Annotated in this window: 16 protein-coding genes; 7 read left to right on the plus strand and 9 right to left on the minus strand. The window is 60.9% G+C overall.

The features are described 5' to 3' along the window. Positions 1-147 precede the first annotated feature (147 nt). The 4 genes from CHU95_RS10140 to CHU95_RS10150 form a co-directional block, all read right to left on the minus strand. Positions 148-831 (minus strand): hypothetical protein, encoded by a 684-nt coding sequence (locus CHU95_RS10140; protein WP_133065499.1) that lies wholly within the window; start codon positions 829-831, stop codon positions 148-150. A gap of 129 nt (positions 832-960) precedes the next feature. Continuing rightward, a complete protein-coding gene (locus CHU95_RS10145; protein ID WP_165772113.1) occupies positions 961-1,446 on the minus strand; it encodes an ImmA/IrrE family metallo-endopeptidase in 486 nt (161 codons plus the stop codon). Between the two features lie 10 nt (positions 1,447-1,456). Beyond that, complete coding sequence (locus CHU95_RS22080) at positions 1,457-1,852, minus strand: hypothetical protein (RefSeq protein WP_133065500.1); 396 nt, start codon at positions 1,850-1,852, stop codon at positions 1,457-1,459. A 102-nt stretch (positions 1,853-1,954) separates the two neighbouring features. Further along, entirely contained in the window at positions 1,955-2,167 is a 213-nt protein-coding gene (locus CHU95_RS10150; RefSeq protein ID WP_094456216.1) for a hypothetical protein, read from the minus strand. Positions 2,168-2,711: 544 nt separating this feature from the next. On the opposite strand from CHU95_RS10150, the gene CHU95_RS10155 reads away from it, so the two are divergent. The 4 genes from CHU95_RS10155 to CHU95_RS10170 all read left to right on the plus strand — a co-directional run bounded on the left by CHU95_RS10155 (position 2,712) and on the right by CHU95_RS10170 (position 7,122). Next, positions 2,712-3,869: a Re/Si-specific NAD(P)(+) transhydrogenase subunit alpha gene (locus tag CHU95_RS10155; protein WP_094456217.1), complete on the plus strand. Its 1,158-nt coding sequence runs from the start codon at positions 2,712-2,714 to the stop codon at positions 3,867-3,869. A 10-nt stretch (positions 3,870-3,879) separates the two neighbouring features. Beyond that, complete coding sequence (locus tag CHU95_RS10160) at positions 3,880-4,308, plus strand: NAD(P) transhydrogenase subunit alpha part 2 (RefSeq protein WP_094456218.1); 429 nt, start codon at positions 3,880-3,882, stop codon at positions 4,306-4,308. Positions 4,309-4,324: 16 nt separating this feature from the next. Then, on the plus strand, positions 4,325-5,755 hold the full coding sequence (locus CHU95_RS10165; protein ID WP_207762438.1) for an NAD(P)(+) transhydrogenase (Re/Si-specific) subunit beta: 1,431 nt from the start codon (positions 4,325-4,327) through the stop codon (positions 5,753-5,755). 314 nt (positions 5,756-6,069) lie between these two features. Next, positions 6,070-7,122 carry a Fic family protein gene (locus CHU95_RS10170; RefSeq protein ID WP_245838107.1) on the plus strand — a complete coding sequence of 351 codons (1,053 nt, stop codon included), beginning with the start codon at positions 6,070-6,072 and terminating at the stop codon, positions 7,120-7,122. A gap of 43 nt (positions 7,123-7,165) precedes the next feature. On the opposite strand, the gene purH is transcribed toward CHU95_RS10170, so the two are convergent. The 4 genes from purH to CHU95_RS10190 all read right to left on the minus strand — a co-directional run bounded on the left by purH (position 7,166) and on the right by CHU95_RS10190 (position 12,240). Beyond that, positions 7,166-8,749 carry a bifunctional phosphoribosylaminoimidazolecarboxamide formyltransferase/IMP cyclohydrolase gene (gene purH / locus CHU95_RS10175; protein ID WP_094456221.1) on the minus strand — a complete coding sequence of 528 codons (1,584 nt, stop codon included), beginning with the start codon at positions 8,747-8,749 and terminating at the stop codon, positions 7,166-7,168. A gap of 190 nt (positions 8,750-8,939) precedes the next feature. Continuing rightward, positions 8,940-10,574 carry a heparinase II/III family protein gene (locus tag CHU95_RS10180; RefSeq protein WP_245838110.1) on the minus strand — a complete coding sequence of 545 codons (1,635 nt, stop codon included), beginning with the start codon at positions 10,572-10,574 and terminating at the stop codon, positions 8,940-8,942. A gap of 21 nt (positions 10,575-10,595) precedes the next feature. Further along, on the minus strand, positions 10,596-11,282 hold the full coding sequence (gene rpe / locus CHU95_RS10185; RefSeq protein ID WP_207762439.1) for a ribulose-phosphate 3-epimerase: 687 nt from the start codon (positions 11,280-11,282) through the stop codon (positions 10,596-10,598). A gap of 85 nt (positions 11,283-11,367) precedes the next feature. Beyond that, positions 11,368-12,240: an alpha/beta hydrolase gene (locus CHU95_RS10190; protein WP_094456223.1), complete on the minus strand. Its 873-nt coding sequence runs from the start codon at positions 12,238-12,240 to the stop codon at positions 11,368-11,370. Between the two features lie 305 nt (positions 12,241-12,545). Here CHU95_RS10190 and gloB point away from each other — a divergent pair, with 305 nt between their 5' ends. Genes gloB through CHU95_RS10205 form a run of 3 tightly spaced genes read left to right on the plus strand, consistent with a single transcriptional unit; the run spans position 12,546 to position 14,434 of the window. Continuing rightward, positions 12,546-13,316 (plus strand): hydroxyacylglutathione hydrolase, encoded by a 771-nt coding sequence (gene gloB, locus CHU95_RS10195; protein ID WP_094456224.1) that lies wholly within the window; start codon positions 12,546-12,548, stop codon positions 13,314-13,316. Between the two features lie 42 nt (positions 13,317-13,358). Continuing rightward, positions 13,359-13,970 carry a glutathione S-transferase N-terminal domain-containing protein gene (locus CHU95_RS10200; RefSeq protein ID WP_094456225.1) on the plus strand — a complete coding sequence of 204 codons (612 nt, stop codon included), beginning with the start codon at positions 13,359-13,361 and terminating at the stop codon, positions 13,968-13,970. A 5-nt stretch (positions 13,971-13,975) separates the two neighbouring features. Then, on the plus strand, positions 13,976-14,434 hold the full coding sequence (locus CHU95_RS10205) for a cupin domain-containing protein (protein ID WP_094456226.1): 459 nt from the start codon (positions 13,976-13,978) through the stop codon (positions 14,432-14,434). Here the strand turns inward: CHU95_RS10205 and CHU95_RS10210 are convergent. Then, on the minus strand, positions 14,431-15,423 hold the full coding sequence (locus tag CHU95_RS10210; RefSeq protein ID WP_094456227.1) for an NAD(P)H-dependent glycerol-3-phosphate dehydrogenase: 993 nt from the start codon (positions 15,421-15,423) through the stop codon (positions 14,431-14,433). The genes CHU95_RS10205 and CHU95_RS10210 overlap by 4 nt on opposite strands. Between the last annotated feature and the right edge of the window lie 135 nt (positions 15,424-15,558).

Below are 15,558 nucleotides of genomic sequence, written 5' to 3' on the forward strand. Positions count from 1 at the left end.
TGCGTCGTGATCCAGGCCGCCCACGCGCAGGAAGACGCACCTGTCGCCGATGCTGGCGTTCCCGACCGGGTGGCTTGGCTCAAATAGACGCTAAATTCGGGTACGAACTATCGGCGAGCGCGTTGCCCCAACAAAACATCAGAAAAACTACAGAAACACCGGATTGAGAACTCCCACATCAATATCCGCATCCTCAGAAGTCGATTTACTCATCTTATTATCGGCTATATCGCGAAGTACCTGCGATATCATTTCAATTCTACTGCGAGCAGCCATAACCTCTTCTACGGTAAAAATCTGACCATCAGAAATGCGATCACTATGGACATCAACCATTACGAGCCTTCTTACATCTTCCAAAGACCTCGAGCAAGTAGACATCACAATCTCGTTTGCCATGGCACATGTCACAGCATCAAGCTGTAAGCTAACCCTGGGCTGGAAGATTAAGACCGCCAATTCACCGTTCAATCTCACTATAGCATCTGGCACAATACGAGTCCTGGCAACACGCCCCTGATATGCATAATCTTTACTAACTGAACAAACGAAACTGACGTCATTTTTATTTATCAAATCATAAACGGCATCAATATAAGCAATATTTAGCTCACGCTTCCTAGAGTCCCTAATTTTATTGAGAACAACCATTGCCGCGCTGCGCGGGAGCCCCTTAATTATTTCTGCAACAAGCCTCTTGGCCACCGAATAATAGCCCATTCCCTTACTATCATAAAAGTTGGTCAGCCTTCTTAGGGCCAAGTGATATGGCTCTTGACCGGCTTTCAGGATGTCTAAAAGGGATACTGATTTCCCGAGCAAGTAACGCATGTTATGCCTCGCGTGTCGCGAGCTGAACATTAGCTATGTTTATCGCTATGAGTCAACGCCACATGCAGATACGAACACAGAATGAGGTATACCCACCCCCGCATGACACAACATACTGTAAACAAAATTCTAGAGACCGATCTCCTGCAGCCTGATCCTGAGTGCGGCCTCTGATACTTTGAAATACTCTGCCAACGCCCCTAGAGAAGTAGCCACTGATACTTGAGCCCTGACAGCCTGCGCTGGAAGCAGAATTTCAGCTGCAAGCCTGTTGGCTTGCGTTTCCAACTGGTCTCCCAATGGACTTCTGTAAAGAGCACTATCCACAACCTCATCACCAATTAAATCCCTATGTAAGACATAATGAGCAATCTCATGCGCCAGGGTAAATCTTTGACGACTAGGTGCGTCTTTTGCATTGATAAATATCTGAAATCCATCAATTATCTCTTTAGATTTGACTCTTTTTATTTTTCCCGCAATATTCTTGTCCATTCCATAATCAAAAAAAACGGCAATACCTAAGTCTTTGGCTATTTTAAATGGATCTACAGGCACCGATCGCTGGTGTGATGCAATGACATCGCTTGGGTTTACCTGATCTTTCTGAGTCATAATTGGCACCTTACTCATTAGAAAGCGCTGATACAAGTTCATCGGTCTGGTATTTCACTATTCCGGTTTGAGCGATAGCTTCGCGAACAGCACGCTCTGCAACAGGGGTGGCTGTATCCCGGGCGATCTGAGTAGCCACATTCTTCGCTTCAGCACTAGCAACAGCTTCGGCAGCCTCCTTGGCCATTGTTCTGATCGCAGTGTATCCGGCAACAGCTAGCACCGCCAACACAATAGTTAGGGCCGCCATCACAAACGTAGCTGCCGCAAAAAGCAAAGAAACGATTTCATTATACTTCCATCCATCTGCCGGGGATGGCCCATACCCTCGTGAAACAAAGAAGTAAATACAGAATGATCCTATCAATATATTAACAGCGAAGATTATATAGTTGCCTACTCGCATGATTATTCCGGAGCTTGCAGATACACCTAGTACAAATTATATCACGATCAAGCTTCCGTTGTCTCGGGTCGAGTCGGTGGCATGTCCCGCAAATGACGCGGATTACCGCTTGATGCCCTCATCGGTCAGCACCACGACCGGGTAACCACGATACGCTGCCGGTGCCCCATGGTCCGGGCCGGCCACACGCAAAAAGATATTGCCCTCACCGATACCGGTGCCCACCACGGGGCGGCCCGCGTCGGTCAATTCCTTGAACAGGGAACGGGCAGCGTCGGCGAGCGCGTGTTTTTCGGGAATCTGTGGGTCGGTCATGGGGAATTATGGCTCTGTTTGGGTCTGGCGACACTCTGCCCCACCCGCCGGATGCGGTCCAGCCTGGCTTTCCGACCCTGGGCTGGATGCAACCGTCCCCTCCGGTCACCGCATAACAACGGTTCCATGCACGGCCCGCAAAACCAACGCGATGCGCAAGAACGACTTTGGTCGCGGGGCCAATTTCGGTAACGGCGTTACATCCGTCATGGTAACCGGTTACCATAAAAACGCTTACATCTTAATGCCTTATTCCCATTGGCGATTTTCGGGGTTGGTTACAGAATTACCGGGAACCCACTACAAAATCGGCGTGACAGGCGTCCGACCGATCCTATCGCTGCCCCTCCTCATTCCTTTCCGTCAGGCGGGAAAAGCCTTTCCGACCATGACGCGCCGCACCCGGAAAGCTTCACAAAGATTACCGGATGCGTCATCGTGCGAAACCATAATGACGGCCGGCATAATCCTGAAACGGAACACCGGCACCCTGGGTCGCCTGCCGAGACTTTAGGAACTTTTCCAAGAGGGGGAATCGGATCGCATGAAAATCGCCATTCCGAAGGAGCGCCGGGCGCATGAGCTGCGTGTTGCAGCCACGCCGGACACGGTGCGTAAATATATCGGGCTGGGTTTCGAGGTGGTGGTGGAAACAGGCGCCGGCCTGGGTTCAGCACTGACCGACGAAGCCTACACCGCCGCCGGCGCCACGATTGCTGCCGATGTCGCCAGCACCCTGACCGGTGCTGACATCATCCTGAAGGTCCAGCGTCCGCTGGCCGCGGGTGAGGGCGAGGTGAACGAGTTGGCGCTGATCAAGGAAGGTGCCATCCTGATCGCGGGGCTGTCGCCTTACGGGGCGCCCGACACGGTGGCCTCCTATGCCGCCGCCAAGATCGACGCGTTCGCCATGGAGTTCATGCCGCGCATCACCCGCGCGCAGAGCATGGATATTCTGTCCAGCCAGTCGAACCTGGCCGGTTATCGCGCTGTGATCGAGGCTGCGAACGAGTTCGGTCGCGCCTTCCCCATGATGATGACCGCTGCCGGCACCGTTCCGCCGGCCCGCGCCCTGATCATGGGCGCCGGTGTGGCAGGCCTGCAGGCCATCGCGACGGCCAAGCGCCTGGGGGCTGTTGTGTCGGCCACCGACGTGCGTCCCGCCACCAAGGAACAGGTGGAAAGCCTGGGCGGCACCTTTGTCGCCGTCATGGATGAGGAATTCCAGCAGGCACAGACCGCCGGCGGCTATGCCAAGGAAATGTCGAAGGAATACCAGGCCAAGCAGGCAGCCCTGATCGCCGAGACGATCAAGAAGCAGGATATCGTCATCACGACGGCCCTGATCCCTGGTCGCAAGGCGCCGGTCCTGGTCACCGACGACATGTTAAAGACCATGAAGCAGGGGGCGATCCTGGTGGATCTGGCCTGTGAACAGGGTGGCAATGTCGAAGGGGCCGTGGCTGGTCAGGTGGTGGAAAAATACGGTGTGAAGATCGTGGGCCGCATCAATATGCCCAGCCGCATCGCCGTCGACGCTTCCGCCCTCTACGCCAAGAACCTGCTGAACTTCATCACGCCCTTCGTCGACAAGGACACGAAGAGCCTGAAGATGAATTGGGAAGATGACGTGGTAAAGGGCACGGGCCTGACCCGTGACGGGGCCGTCGTCCACCCGTCGTTCAACAAGCCCGCCGCCTGAGGAGCAAATCATGATCCTTGCCAATGCGGACAGCGGTGCGGAACTGCTGAACAATCTGGATGCCGCGCGCGATCAGGCGATCCAGTTGACCGAACGTATTTCGATGCTGGAGGCGCAGCTTGCCAATGCTGGCGGCATGCCGTTCATCGTCATCGGCCTGACCGTCTTCGTCCTGGCCTGCTTTGTGGGCTATTACGTGGTCTGGAAGGTGACGCCGGCCCTGCACTCCCCCCTGATGGCCGTGACCAACGCGGTGTCGTCGGTGATCATCGTGGGCGCCCTGATCGCCACCGGTGCCGCCGATAACGGCCTGTCCGCCCTGATGGGTTTCCTGGCCATCGTTCTGGCCAGCGTGAACATCTTCGGCGGCTTCATGGTCACGCAGCGCATGCTGGCCATGTACAAGAAGAAGGCGCCATCCGGCGCCGCCAAGAAGTGATCGGGGAGAAAACATCATGCTCGTCACCGCATCACTTCTTTATCTCGCCTCCGGCGTTCTGTTCATCCTGGCCCTTAGAGGCCTGTCCAGCCCGGAAACAGCCCAGGCCGGTAACCGCTTCGGCATGATTGGCATGGCGTTGGCCATCGTCACCACGCTGATCGCGCTGCCAGCATTGACCGGCAAGTCGCTGGAATTTGGCCGTCTGGTCATGATTGTCGCCGGCATCGCCATCGGCGGCGCCGCCGGTATGGTCATCGCCAAGCGCATTCAGATGACGCAGTTGCCGCAGCTCGTGGCCGCCTTCCACAGCCTGGTCGGTCTGGCCGCGGTGTTCGTGGCCGGTGCGGCCTTCTACTCGCCCGAAAGCTTCAATATCGGCAAGACCGGCGACATCCATGTCGGCTCGCTGATTGAGATGAGCCTGGGCGTGGCCATCGGCGCCATCACCTTCACCGGCTCCGTGGTCGCCTTCCTGAAGCTGGATGGCCGCGTCAGCGGCAAGCCGCTGGTGTTCGCGGGTCAGCATATGCTGAATGCCGGCCTGGGCATCGCCCTGGTCGCGCTGATCATCCTGCTGTGCATCACGCAGTCGCCGCTGCTGTTCTGGATCATCGTCATCCTGGCGCTGGCGCTGGGCCTGCTGCTGATCCTGCCCATCGGTGGGGCTGACATGCCCGTGGTCGTGTCGATGCTGAACAGCTATTCCGGCTGGGCCGCAGCGGGCATTGGCTTCACGTTGCAGAACAATCTGCTGATCATCACCGGTTCGCTGGTCGGTGCCTCTGGCGCCATCCTGTCCTACATCATGTGTAAGGGCATGAACCGGTCGATCATCAACGTCATCCTGGGTGGCTTTGGCGGTGACGCCGCCGCCGGTGCCGCCGCCGGTGGTGCCGCCATCGACCGCAGCTTCAAGGCCGGTTCCGCCGACGATGCCGCCTTCATCATGAAGAACGCGTCCAAGGTGATCGTGGTCCCCGGCTATGGTATGGCCGTGGCCCAGGCCCAGCACGCGCTGCGTGAAATGGCCGACCTTCTGAAGAAGGAAGGCGTGGAGGTGAAGTACGCCATCCACCCCGTCGCGGGCCGCATGCCCGGCCATATGAACGTGCTGCTGGCCGAAGCCAACGTGCCCTATGACGAGGTGTTCGAGCTGGACGAAATCAACCGCGATTTCGGTCAGGCCGACGTGGCCTATGTCATCGGTGCCAACGACGTGACCAACCCCGCCGCCAAGACCGACCCGGCCAGCCCCATCTTCGGCATGCCGATCCTGGATGTGGAAAAGGCCAAGACCGTTCTGTTCATCAAGCGGTCGATGGGTGCCGGTTACGCCGGCGTCGAAAACGAACTCTTCTTCCGTCCCAACACCATGATGCTGTTGGGCGACGCCAAGAAGGTGACCGAAGAGATCGTGAAGAACCTGTCGGGCAGCGGGCATTGATCCGCTGACTGGTTGACGGGCGTTACGAAGGGGCCGCTCCGGCGACGGGGCGGCCCTTTTTGTATCGGCCGGAGGCGTAAGGTTTAATATGGGGGTGACATAAGGGTTCTTATTGTATCTTACCATCATAAGATTAATTATAACTGTGGATAACTAGATCATATTAAAGGTTATGACCGATGAATCGGGAAGCCTTATGCCACGCCGTTCGCCAAACGTTGGTCAGGCTACCAGCACCCTACGAAAGCCACTACGGGATTGTCCCACTGCCGCCACCGGAGGAGCCAATTGCTATTGGGGATGGGCGAGCCGTCATGGAAGAGGCAATAGCTGCCTTGCGGGAAGTAGAAACCTTGGCACGGGAAATTTCCGATCCCTGGATTATCAGCCGGATCATTGCCCGCCAGGAAGCCCTGTCGAGTTCTGCCATCGAAGGCACGAACAGCACACTGGACGAGGTGTTGAGCGTCGAGGAAGCAGCCGACGACATCGCGCGGAATGACGCCCGTCAAGTGCGGTCCTATGCCTTGGCATTGGACAGATTGGTGCCGGAAGCACGCGCCGTTGGCCACAACATCTTTAGCCTTGACCTCATTCGCCAACTGCATCGAGAGGTAATGCGCGATAACCCCGACTACCAAGATAATCCAGGGGAATGGAGAGCCCAGGTCGTGTGGATCGGCGGCAGGAGTATTGAGCACTCCACCCTTAATCCGCCGCCGCCAGATCGTGTTGAAGGCTGCCTCTTGCATACGGTCGATTATTTGCGAAACCAGGGCATGCAGGCCCAGACCCAGAACCTGCTCACCCGTATGGCGGTGGCGCATGCACATTTTGAGGCCGTACACCCGTTCCGCGATGGCAATGGCCGTGTGGGTCGCCTTCTGCTGCCATTGATAATGGCCGCAGACGGGCGGGTGCCCCTGTACCTGTCCCCCTATATCGAGGCGAGAAAGGACCGCTATTACGCCAATCTGAAGGCCGCCCAGCAGCAACTGAACTGGGGTGCCGCCGCAGGGTTCATGGCAGAAGCAGTGGTGGCAACTGTCCAGGAGTTGAACGCCACTCGACAAGCATTGCGTCACCTTCGGATGCTGTGGCTTGAGCGGCGAAAGCTACGCGGTGGATCGAGTGCCTTGCGCACTCTCAATGTGCTGTCAGACTATCCAGTATTAACTGTCAACCGCTTGGCCAGTTGGCTGGACATCACATTCCCGGCTGCGGCAAAGGCGGTGGACACACTGGTGTCGATGGGAGTGCTGACTGAACGCACGGGCCACCGCCGTAACCGCCTGTTCGCGGCCACGGAGGTGCTGTCGATCCTGAACCGACCCTTTGGCACGGAACCGGCGCTACCGGATAGGTAGGGCCGCCAGAGGGCGGCCCACCGGACCGCCCCCGCCCCAACCCTCAATGCCGGAAGTGACGCATGCCGGTGAACACCATCGCCAGACCACGCTCGTCGGCAGCGGCGATCACCTCTGCGTCGCGCATCGACCCGCCCGGCTGGATCACCGCCGTCACGCCCGCATCCGCGGCGGCCAGCAGACCGTCGGCAAACGGGAAGAAGGCGTCGGACGCGACCACCGAACCCTTGGTGCCTGCCTCTTCCTGACCGGCGGCCTTGGCGGCGTCGGCGGATTTCCAGGCGGCGATGCGGCTGCTGTCCACACGGCTCATCTGTCCGGCCCCGATGCCCACCGTGGCCCCGGCCTTGGCATAGACGATGGCGTTCGACTTCACATGCTTGCCCACGCGGAAGGCGAACAGCAGGTCGGCCAGTTCAGCCTCGGTCGGCGCGCGTTTGGTCACAACCTTCAGGTCGGCTTGGGCGATGCGGCCATTGTCGCGGGTCTGCACCAGATAGCCACCCGACACCGACTTCACGAACAGGCCAACCTCTGCCGGGTTCGGCATGGACCCGGTCAGCAGCACGCGCAGGTTCTTCTTGGTCGCCAGGAAGGCCTTGGCCGCCTCATCGGCATCCGGTGCGATCACCACTTCGGCGAAGAGCTTGGCGATCTGCTCCGCCGTGGCCGCGTCCAGGGTGCGGTTCATGGCGATGATGCCGCCAAAGGCCGACACAGGATCACAGGCCAGGGCGCGGGTGTAGGCATCCAGCAGATTGTCGCCCTCGGCCACGCCACAGGGATTGGCATGCTTGATGATGGCGATGGCCGGGCGGTCGAATTCAGACACCAGCTCGAACGCCGCATCCGTGTCATTCAGGTTGTTGTAGGACAGTTCCTTGCCCTGCAACTGCGTGGCCGTGGCGATGCCGGGGCGCTGGTCGCTGGTGGTGTAGAAGGCTGCCGACTGGTGCGGATTTTCGCCATAGCGAAGCGTCTGGCGCAACTCGCCACCAAAGGTCAGGCGCTGGGGATAATCCTGCCCCAACTGACCTGCGAACCAGCGGGAAATGGCGGCGTCATAGGAACCGGTGCGGGCATAGGCCTTGGCGGCCAGCGTGCGGCGGAAGGCCAGGGTGGTCTGGCCATCATTGGCCTGCAACTGGCTCAACAGCTCTGCATAGTCCGACGCATCGGTGACCACAGCCACGAAATCATGGTTCTTGGCCGCCCCCCGGATCAGAGAGGGGCCGCCAATGTCGATATTTTCGATACAGGTCTCGAAATCCGCACCCTTGGCCACGGTCGCCTCGAACGGGTAGAGATTGACCACCACCAGGTCGATGCCGGGGATGTCATGGGTGGACATGGCCTCGGTATGGGTGGGGAAATCGCGCCGGGCCAGGATGCCGCCATGGATCTTGGGATGCAGGGTCTTCACCCGCCCATCCATCATCTCCGGAAAGCCCGTATGATCAGACACTTCCGTCACGGCGATCCCGGCATCGGCCAGCGCCTTGGCCGAACCGCCTGTGGACAGGATATGGACGCCGCGCGCGGCCAGCGCCTTGCCCAGATCAATCAGGCCCGTCTTGTCGGAGACGGAGATAATGGCGCGGCGGATGGGAACGAGATCGATGCTCATGGTTCGGTACCCTGGCGGATGGTGCTTTGGAAGAAACGGAACCGGGCCGATCCATCTATCTGGACCGGCCCGGCGGTGACGAAACCCAAGCGGCGATCAGCCGTTTGGTTAGCGCGGTAGGCGCGCCAGCAAGGTCATGCCCGTGAACGCCACCGGCGCGGATAGATCCGCCCCGGCATCGCCGGGCGTATCAGGTGTCGATGTCGCTGCCTTCCCGGCGGAAGCCCCATTTAACCAGGGTTTCCCCCAATTGTGTGGCGCCACGCAGCACGATCTGGGTGGTCGGCCTTGGATCGGCGCCCTGGCCCAGATAGATACTGTCGGCGGTTTCGATAAAGGCACCGCTGGCCCGGAACTTCCACAAGGCACCGGATGGCAAACGCAGCAGCAAGGCCGCGTCATCCTCCAGTGTCGCCACCCGAACACCGGGATGCAGATGGAAGCGGATGGCGAATTCATGACCCGGTGTGCCTGTCAGCTTGTCCTGCCCGCGCAGATCCTCCCCCGTTTCGGCCAGAAACAGGCGGCGGTGATGGATGATGCTGCCTCGGTCGAAATACCCGTCATGATGGGCATCGACCAGTGTGCCCTCATCCCCATCCTGGCGCAGGCACTGCACCTTGGACGGACGGCGGGATAAACCGCCATCCTCATTCACACCGCTGGAGTTTGTATCATCAATGGCCAGCGTCGAATGGGCGGCGGTGGCGGCCAGTGCTTGTCGCCAGACGCCCTGGTCACCAGGATGCGCCCCGCAATTCACCACCAGGCGTTCACGCCCGACGCTCATCTCAAACGACAGCGTACCGGCATGGGCATGTTCGTCCAGACCAGGGGCCGGTGGCGTGCCGACATCCATCAAAAGACAGGTACGCCCGGCCGTTATCCGTTCAAACCCGATATGGGGGGTTGATTTTAAGGGCCGACCCCGTGCATCCGCCTGGCCGAGGACGGTGTCGATCAACACCGCCTCCCCTTCCTGTGCGCCATTAAACAGGGCCAGACCACCATCACCATGCCGGAAGAACCGCAGTGTCGGGGTCATCCGGTCGATCGCGTGCTGCACCGCTTCCGGCACATCCTCCCGACCGGCGCGATAACAGCCGCGGATGTCGATCAGGTGACGCAACACCAGCAACTGGGCCGCCGGTGAATGTTCGATATGCCCGCCATCGGGCAGAACCTGCTTTGGCAATTCCCGGTTGAGCAGGGCGCGGGCCCGGTCGGTGACCCGCGACAGCCCGTTCAGACAGATCCCACCATAGACCATGCCCTTGATGGTCCCCAGTAGCGCCGTGCCTTTCAGGCGGCCGGGAACCGCATGTTCCAGGAAACGCACCTGCCGGGCCAGACTGTCGAAGATCCGGGCCCGAAGTTGGTCATCGGCGCTGGCCAGGAAAAAATCATGTTGGCCGATCCAGGCCGCGATGCGGGTCGCCAGAATATCGGGCGCCCAGGCCACGGGGTGCCACCGCTTTCCGAACAGATCCAACCAGTGGCTGACCAGCACACGCGCCTGTCGCCGGGCCGCATCCCCACCGGTCGCGCGAAGATGGCGCAACCAGTCAAACCCGTGCATCTCAACCAGCCAGGGCGCCGACGCCGACTTTTCGAGCCAGGGCGGCACATCGCCAAAAAAGATCTGACCGGCAAAGCGGAACCGGTTATTCAACAGTTCCTGCCCCAGATGCGCATCACCCGGCCAGGGATCGGGCGGCACAAGGGAAAGCTGCCGTGGCGCCGGCCCTGACAAAGCCATCATCTGGTACAGCGCAGTCCCGCGATACCAGCCACCAGCACCGGGATTAAACCGCTTATGCGTCATGCCCCCGGCCATATTGCGCCATCAACCGTTCTGGCCGCGCAGGGCGCGCATATTGGCGGCATAGGCAGAAGGCCCGCCGACAAAAGTGGCCGTGCCTGCGACAAGCACATCAGCACCGGCGGCGATACACTGCTTTGCCGTCTCCACATTCACCCCGCCATCAACCTCCAGGTCGATCTGCCGTCCGCCCTGGGCGTCAGACACGGCATTGATACGGCGGCGTAGTTCGGCAATTTTGTCCAACTGGGACGCAATGAAGCTCTGCCCGCCGAAGCCGGGATTGACCGACATGACCAGCACCAGGTCCAGGTCGCCCAGCAGATAATCGACCATGGACAGCGGGGTGTGCGGGTTCAGCACAATGCCCGGCTTCTTGCCCAAGCTGCGGATCAATTGCACCGTCCGATGCGGATGCGGCCCGGCTTCAGGATGGAAGCTGATGATGTCGGCACCAGCATCGGCGAAACCCTGGATGAAGGGATCGACGGGTGCGATCATCAGATGCACGTCGAAGATCTTCGACGTGTGCGGACGCAACGCCTTCACCACACCGGGGCCGATGGTGATGTTGGGCACGAAATGCCCATCCATCACGTCGATATGGATATAATCCGCACCGGCGGCGTCGATGGCGCGCACCTCTTCTCCCAAACGGGCAAAGTCGGCGGACAGGATGGACGGGGCGATCTTGACAGGCTTGGTCATCATGGCCCCGGTTGGTATCAATATCAGGCCCCGGCGACAAGCCGGGTTCGGCGCATGAAAGGCCGGTTACCGGCACATGGCGACCCTGTCAGGGTGCCGGATATAACCATTGCATCCCTTGGATCAGGCCCACGGGGAAAGTGGTTTCGTGATAGGTGCCGGGCGACACCTCCGACACTACCTGCAGGCCCGGATATTGCCGCGACCGCAGCCGTTTGGCCATCTCCTGCTGATCGGCCACCATGTCGCGGTTTTGATTATAGCGTTTATCGCCGGGTTTTGCTGCCTCAAACGACCCGGTGGCCATATAGACCCTGGCCCTCAAATCCTTGTGTGCCCTGGCATAATCGGCCTCCAGCGTCGCCAGGGCGTAATCCTTGTACCAGATGGATGGGCTGGTCAGGATATAGCTGCTGAAATGCTGCGGCTGGGTGAACAGAACCCACAGGCCGAACAGCCCGCCATAGGACTGCCCCACCAGGGTGCGGCGGGTCGGATCGATGCGGTAGGTCTTCTCCACCAACGGCATCGCCTCCTTCACCAGGAAGCCAAGATAGGCCGCGGCCCCGCCCGATACACCGGGCAACTCCGGGTCCGACCAGGGTGTCAGGTCGCGGCGACGGCTGACCATGCCATCCTCGCCTTTGGCCGTGGGTAATCCGACCAGGATGAATTCCTCCAGTCGTTTCAGATTATGCGCCAGCCGTGTAATGCCGGACGCCACCTGGAACGTATAATCCCCATCGGTCAGATACAGCACGCCGTAACGTTTACCGGCATTCTTCGGATCAGCATAACCAGGGGGCAGCTTGATATAGAGGTCATAGGTCCGGCCATTCTGTGCCGATGTCACGGTAAGAACGCTGCTCCGTTCCACCTGATAGGCTTGAAGGGTTTCCTGTGCCTGGGATGCGGCGGCGGGGAATAACAGGGCGGCGGCCAGAATCCAAGCAAGGCGCATCCGGGATTTCCCATCTTGTGGCAGGAGGGAGGCCTGTGTACGCACGGGCAGTTTGCCCGGTCAAGCACCGATCCGGGCCTTTGACGGCGGGTTATCCGGCCCCACCGGCATCGCCGTGATGGCCAACTGGTGGCTGGGCCAGGAGAACGTGAAGCTGGCCGTTGTCGCTCGCAACCGGACCCGCTCGATCGTATGTTGATCGCGCAGGCCAGGATGGAGGCTTTGCTGCTGGTGACGGCCGATGCGATGATCCCAACCTGTTAAGGTGAAGGCCCTGTCGACCCGGGGGTGAGAAAGGGTGGTCCATGGTTGAGGTACATGTCGTTCCGGCACTGACCGACAATTACATCCACATCCTGCATGACGCCGCCCATGGCATCACTGCCGTGGTCGATCCGGGTGAGGCAGGGCCGGTGCGCGCCTTTCTGGCCGAACGCGGCTGGCGGTTGACCCATATCCTGGCCACCCACCATCATGGCGACCATATCGGGGGCATCACCGACCTGCGTGCGGACAGCCACGCGATGCTTATTGGCCCCAGGGCGGAGATCGACCGCATCCCCGAAATGGACGCCACCTATGGTGAGGGCGACAGTTTCGCCCTGGGCAGCCAGACCGTCCGTGTCTTCGACACGCCCGGCCACACGCGCGGCCATTGCGCCTTTTTTTGTGAGCAAGCACGGCTGCTGTTCAGCGGCGACACGCTGTTCTCACTCGGCTGCGGCCGGTTGTTTGAAGGAACCGCAGCGCAGATGTGGGACAGCCTGACAAAGCTGCGTGCGCTGCCGCCTGAAACCCTGATCTATTGTGGTCATGAATATACGGCCAGCAATGCGCGTTTTGCCCTTTCCATCGACCCCGACAATCTGGCCCTGAAGGCCAGGGCTGAACAGGTGACGGCGTTGCGGGCCAAGGGCCTGCCCACCATTCCCGCCCGCCTGTCGGATGAGGTGGCGGCCAACCCGTTTCTGCGGGCCGACGATCCCGGCCTCGCCGCCCATGTCGGCCTCACCGACGCGCCGCACGCCCGCATCTTCGCCGCCATCCGCCGTGCCAAGGATGAATTCCGGGGCTGAGTCCGCCCCACCAACGCCCCACCCCTGCACACCGGAGAACCCATGAAGCTGCGTTACAGTCAGACCTCACCCTTCGTGCGCAAGGTGCTTATGGCGGCGCATGAGGTGGGCGTGGCCAACCGGATCGAACTGTCGCCGACCGACGTCTGGTCCCCTGACAGCCCCATCGTTCGGGAGAATCCGCTGTCCAAGATCCCGACCTTGCTGACCGATGACGGCATGGTGCTGTTCGACAGTCCGGTCATCATGGAATATCTGGACAGCCTGCATGATGGCCGCAAGCTGATCCCCGCCGCCGGCCCTGCCCGCTGGCTGGCGCTCCGGCAGCAGGCCATCGGTGATGGCATCTGTGACGCCGCTGTCCTGCGCCGGATGGAAGAACTGCGGCCCGCCACCCTGCGCTCAGCCGAATGGGACAGTCGGCAGCGTGCCGCCATCTTCCGCGCGTTCGACCGGTTGGAGATCGATGCCGGTGACCTGCCTGACCCAGAGCAGCAGACAGTGGGCGGCCTCGCCATCCTGTCGGCCATGGGTTACATGGATTTCCGGTTTGCCCGCGAACCCTGGCGCACTGGCCGTTCGGCCTTGGCCCGCTGGTTCGACAACGCCGCGCGCCGCGCCAGCTTTGAGGCCACGTTACCACCCCGGGAGTGACCGTTATGTATCCGCCCACCCTCACCGCGCAGCAGATCATCGAACTGCTGGGCATGAAGCCGCATCCCGAAGGCGGCCATTATGTGGAAACCTTCCGGGCTCCTGCCGACAGGGGCGGACGGGCGGCACATACCGCCATCTATTTCCTGTTGCAGGCAGGCGACTATTCCCATTGGCACCGGGTCTTGGATGCCGACGAAATCTGGCATTTCCATGCCGGGGCGCCTCTGGTCCTGACAATGTCACCCAATGGCCATGATGCATCGGCCCACCATCTGGGGACCGACCTAGCGGCCGGCCATCGGCCACAAATCATTGTCCCGGCTGGCCACTGGCAGACAGCGGTCAGTCTTGGCACCTGGACCCTGGTGGGCTGCACCGTGGTGCCTGGATTTGAGTTTGCAAAATTCGAACTGGCGCCACCCGACTGGCGCCCGGTGCCACGCAGGCCGTCGGGTGGCTAAACCGTTTCGGTTTTGAAGGGCCGCGCCATCAGGGCGTCAATGATGGCGTCCAGGTCCGCACCCTGATTAAGCAGGGCATCGACCGCCTGGCACAGAGGCATATCGACGCCCTTGGCCACGGCCAGCCTGGTCACGGCGCGGGCGGTATAGACGCCTTCCGCCACCGACCGGCGTTCGCCCAACACCTCTGCCAGCGCCCGACCCTGACCCAGGGCGGCGCCCAGCGACATGTTGCGCGATTGCAGCGACGAACAGGTCAGCGTGAGATCCCCCAGCCCCGACAGGCCCATCAACGTTTCTGCCCGCGCCCCCAGCCGGCCGCCCAGGCGGGCAATCTCTGCCAGGCCGCGGGTGATCAGGGCGGCGCGCGCATTGTCGCCGAGATTGCGGCCATGGACGACACCGCAGGCGATGGCCAGCACATTCTTCACCGCCCCGCCTACCTGCGCCCCCACCAGATCATCCGACAGGTAGGGGCGGAAGGTGCGTCCGCCCAGCGCCGCCAGCAGTTGGCGGCCCAACGTCTCATCGCGGATGGCCAGTGTCACGGCGGTGGGCAGACCCTTGGCCACCTCGGCGGCGAAGGTCGGACCCGATAGCACCGCCAGGGGCTGGTCCCCCAGTTCGGCCTGGGCGGCCTCGCTCATCAGGCTGCCCGTTTCAATCTCGATCCCTTTGGCACAGATGACAACCGGCGCGCCCGGCTTCAGGTCGGCCTTCAGGGCCCGGCAGGCGGCGCGCAGATGCTGGGCTGGCGTGACAAGCAGCACCGCATCAGCATCGGCCGCCATGGACAGGCTGTCAGTTGCCCGGATGGCAGGGTCTAGGGGGATGCCGGGCAGGAACAGACTGTTCTCGTGGCGCGCATTCACGCTCTCCACCACGTCCGCCTCCCGCGCCTGCAATACGACCTCGGCGCCTGCGCGGGCAGCCGCCATGGCCAGTGCCGTGCCCCAGGCACCCGCCCCGATCACACCGATTCGCCGCATGGCCTTGCCCCCTTTACCTTATCCAGCCGGGGCTTCTCCCCGTTCATGGGAACAGGCTTAACGTGCGGGGGCCTAAAAATAAACAGGGCCGGGCAGGATCATTCCCACCCGGCCCAAAATTGTCCTGCCCGCGTG

This window comes from Niveispirillum lacus, assembly GCF_002251795.1.
In the GTDB taxonomy this organism is placed as follows: domain Bacteria; phylum Pseudomonadota; class Alphaproteobacteria; order Azospirillales; family Azospirillaceae; genus Niveispirillum; species Niveispirillum lacus.

Bases quoted from the DNA above. Each gene is read 5' to 3' on its own strand.
- CHU95_RS10140 (WP_133065499.1), bottom strand. From the start codon at position 831: ATGCGTTACTTGCTCGGGAAATCAGTATCCCTTTTAGACATCCTGAAA.
- CHU95_RS10145 (WP_165772113.1), bottom strand. From the start codon at position 1,446: ATGACTCAGAAAGATCAGGTAAACCCAAGCGATGTCATTGCATCACAC.
- CHU95_RS22080 (WP_133065500.1), bottom strand. From the start codon at position 1,852: ATGCGAGTAGGCAACTATATAATCTTCGCTGTTAATATATTGATAGGA.
- CHU95_RS10150 (WP_094456216.1), bottom strand. From the start codon at position 2,167: ATGACCGACCCACAGATTCCCGAAAAACACGCGCTCGCCGACGCTGCC.
- CHU95_RS10155 (WP_094456217.1), top strand. From the start codon at position 2,712: ATGAAAATCGCCATTCCGAAGGAGCGCCGGGCGCATGAGCTGCGTGTT.
- CHU95_RS10160 (WP_094456218.1), top strand. From the start codon at position 3,880: ATGATCCTTGCCAATGCGGACAGCGGTGCGGAACTGCTGAACAATCTG.
- CHU95_RS10165 (WP_207762438.1), top strand. From the start codon at position 4,325: ATGCTCGTCACCGCATCACTTCTTTATCTCGCCTCCGGCGTTCTGTTC.
- CHU95_RS10170 (WP_245838107.1), top strand. From the start codon at position 6,070: ATGGAAGAGGCAATAGCTGCCTTGCGGGAAGTAGAAACCTTGGCACGG.
- purH (WP_094456221.1), bottom strand. From the start codon at position 8,749: ATGAGCATCGATCTCGTTCCCATCCGCCGCGCCATTATCTCCGTCTCC.
- CHU95_RS10180 (WP_245838110.1), bottom strand. From the start codon at position 10,574: ATGACGCATAAGCGGTTTAATCCCGGTGCTGGTGGCTGGTATCGCGGG.
- rpe (WP_207762439.1), bottom strand. From the start codon at position 11,282: ATGATGACCAAGCCTGTCAAGATCGCCCCGTCCATCCTGTCCGCCGAC.
- CHU95_RS10190 (WP_094456223.1), bottom strand. From the start codon at position 12,240: ATGCGCCTTGCTTGGATTCTGGCCGCCGCCCTGTTATTCCCCGCCGCC.
- gloB (WP_094456224.1), top strand. From the start codon at position 12,546: ATGGTTGAGGTACATGTCGTTCCGGCACTGACCGACAATTACATCCAC.
- CHU95_RS10200 (WP_094456225.1), top strand. From the start codon at position 13,359: ATGAAGCTGCGTTACAGTCAGACCTCACCCTTCGTGCGCAAGGTGCTT.
- CHU95_RS10205 (WP_094456226.1), top strand. From the start codon at position 13,976: ATGTATCCGCCCACCCTCACCGCGCAGCAGATCATCGAACTGCTGGGC.
- CHU95_RS10210 (WP_094456227.1), bottom strand. From the start codon at position 15,423: ATGCGGCGAATCGGTGTGATCGGGGCGGGTGCCTGGGGCACGGCACTG.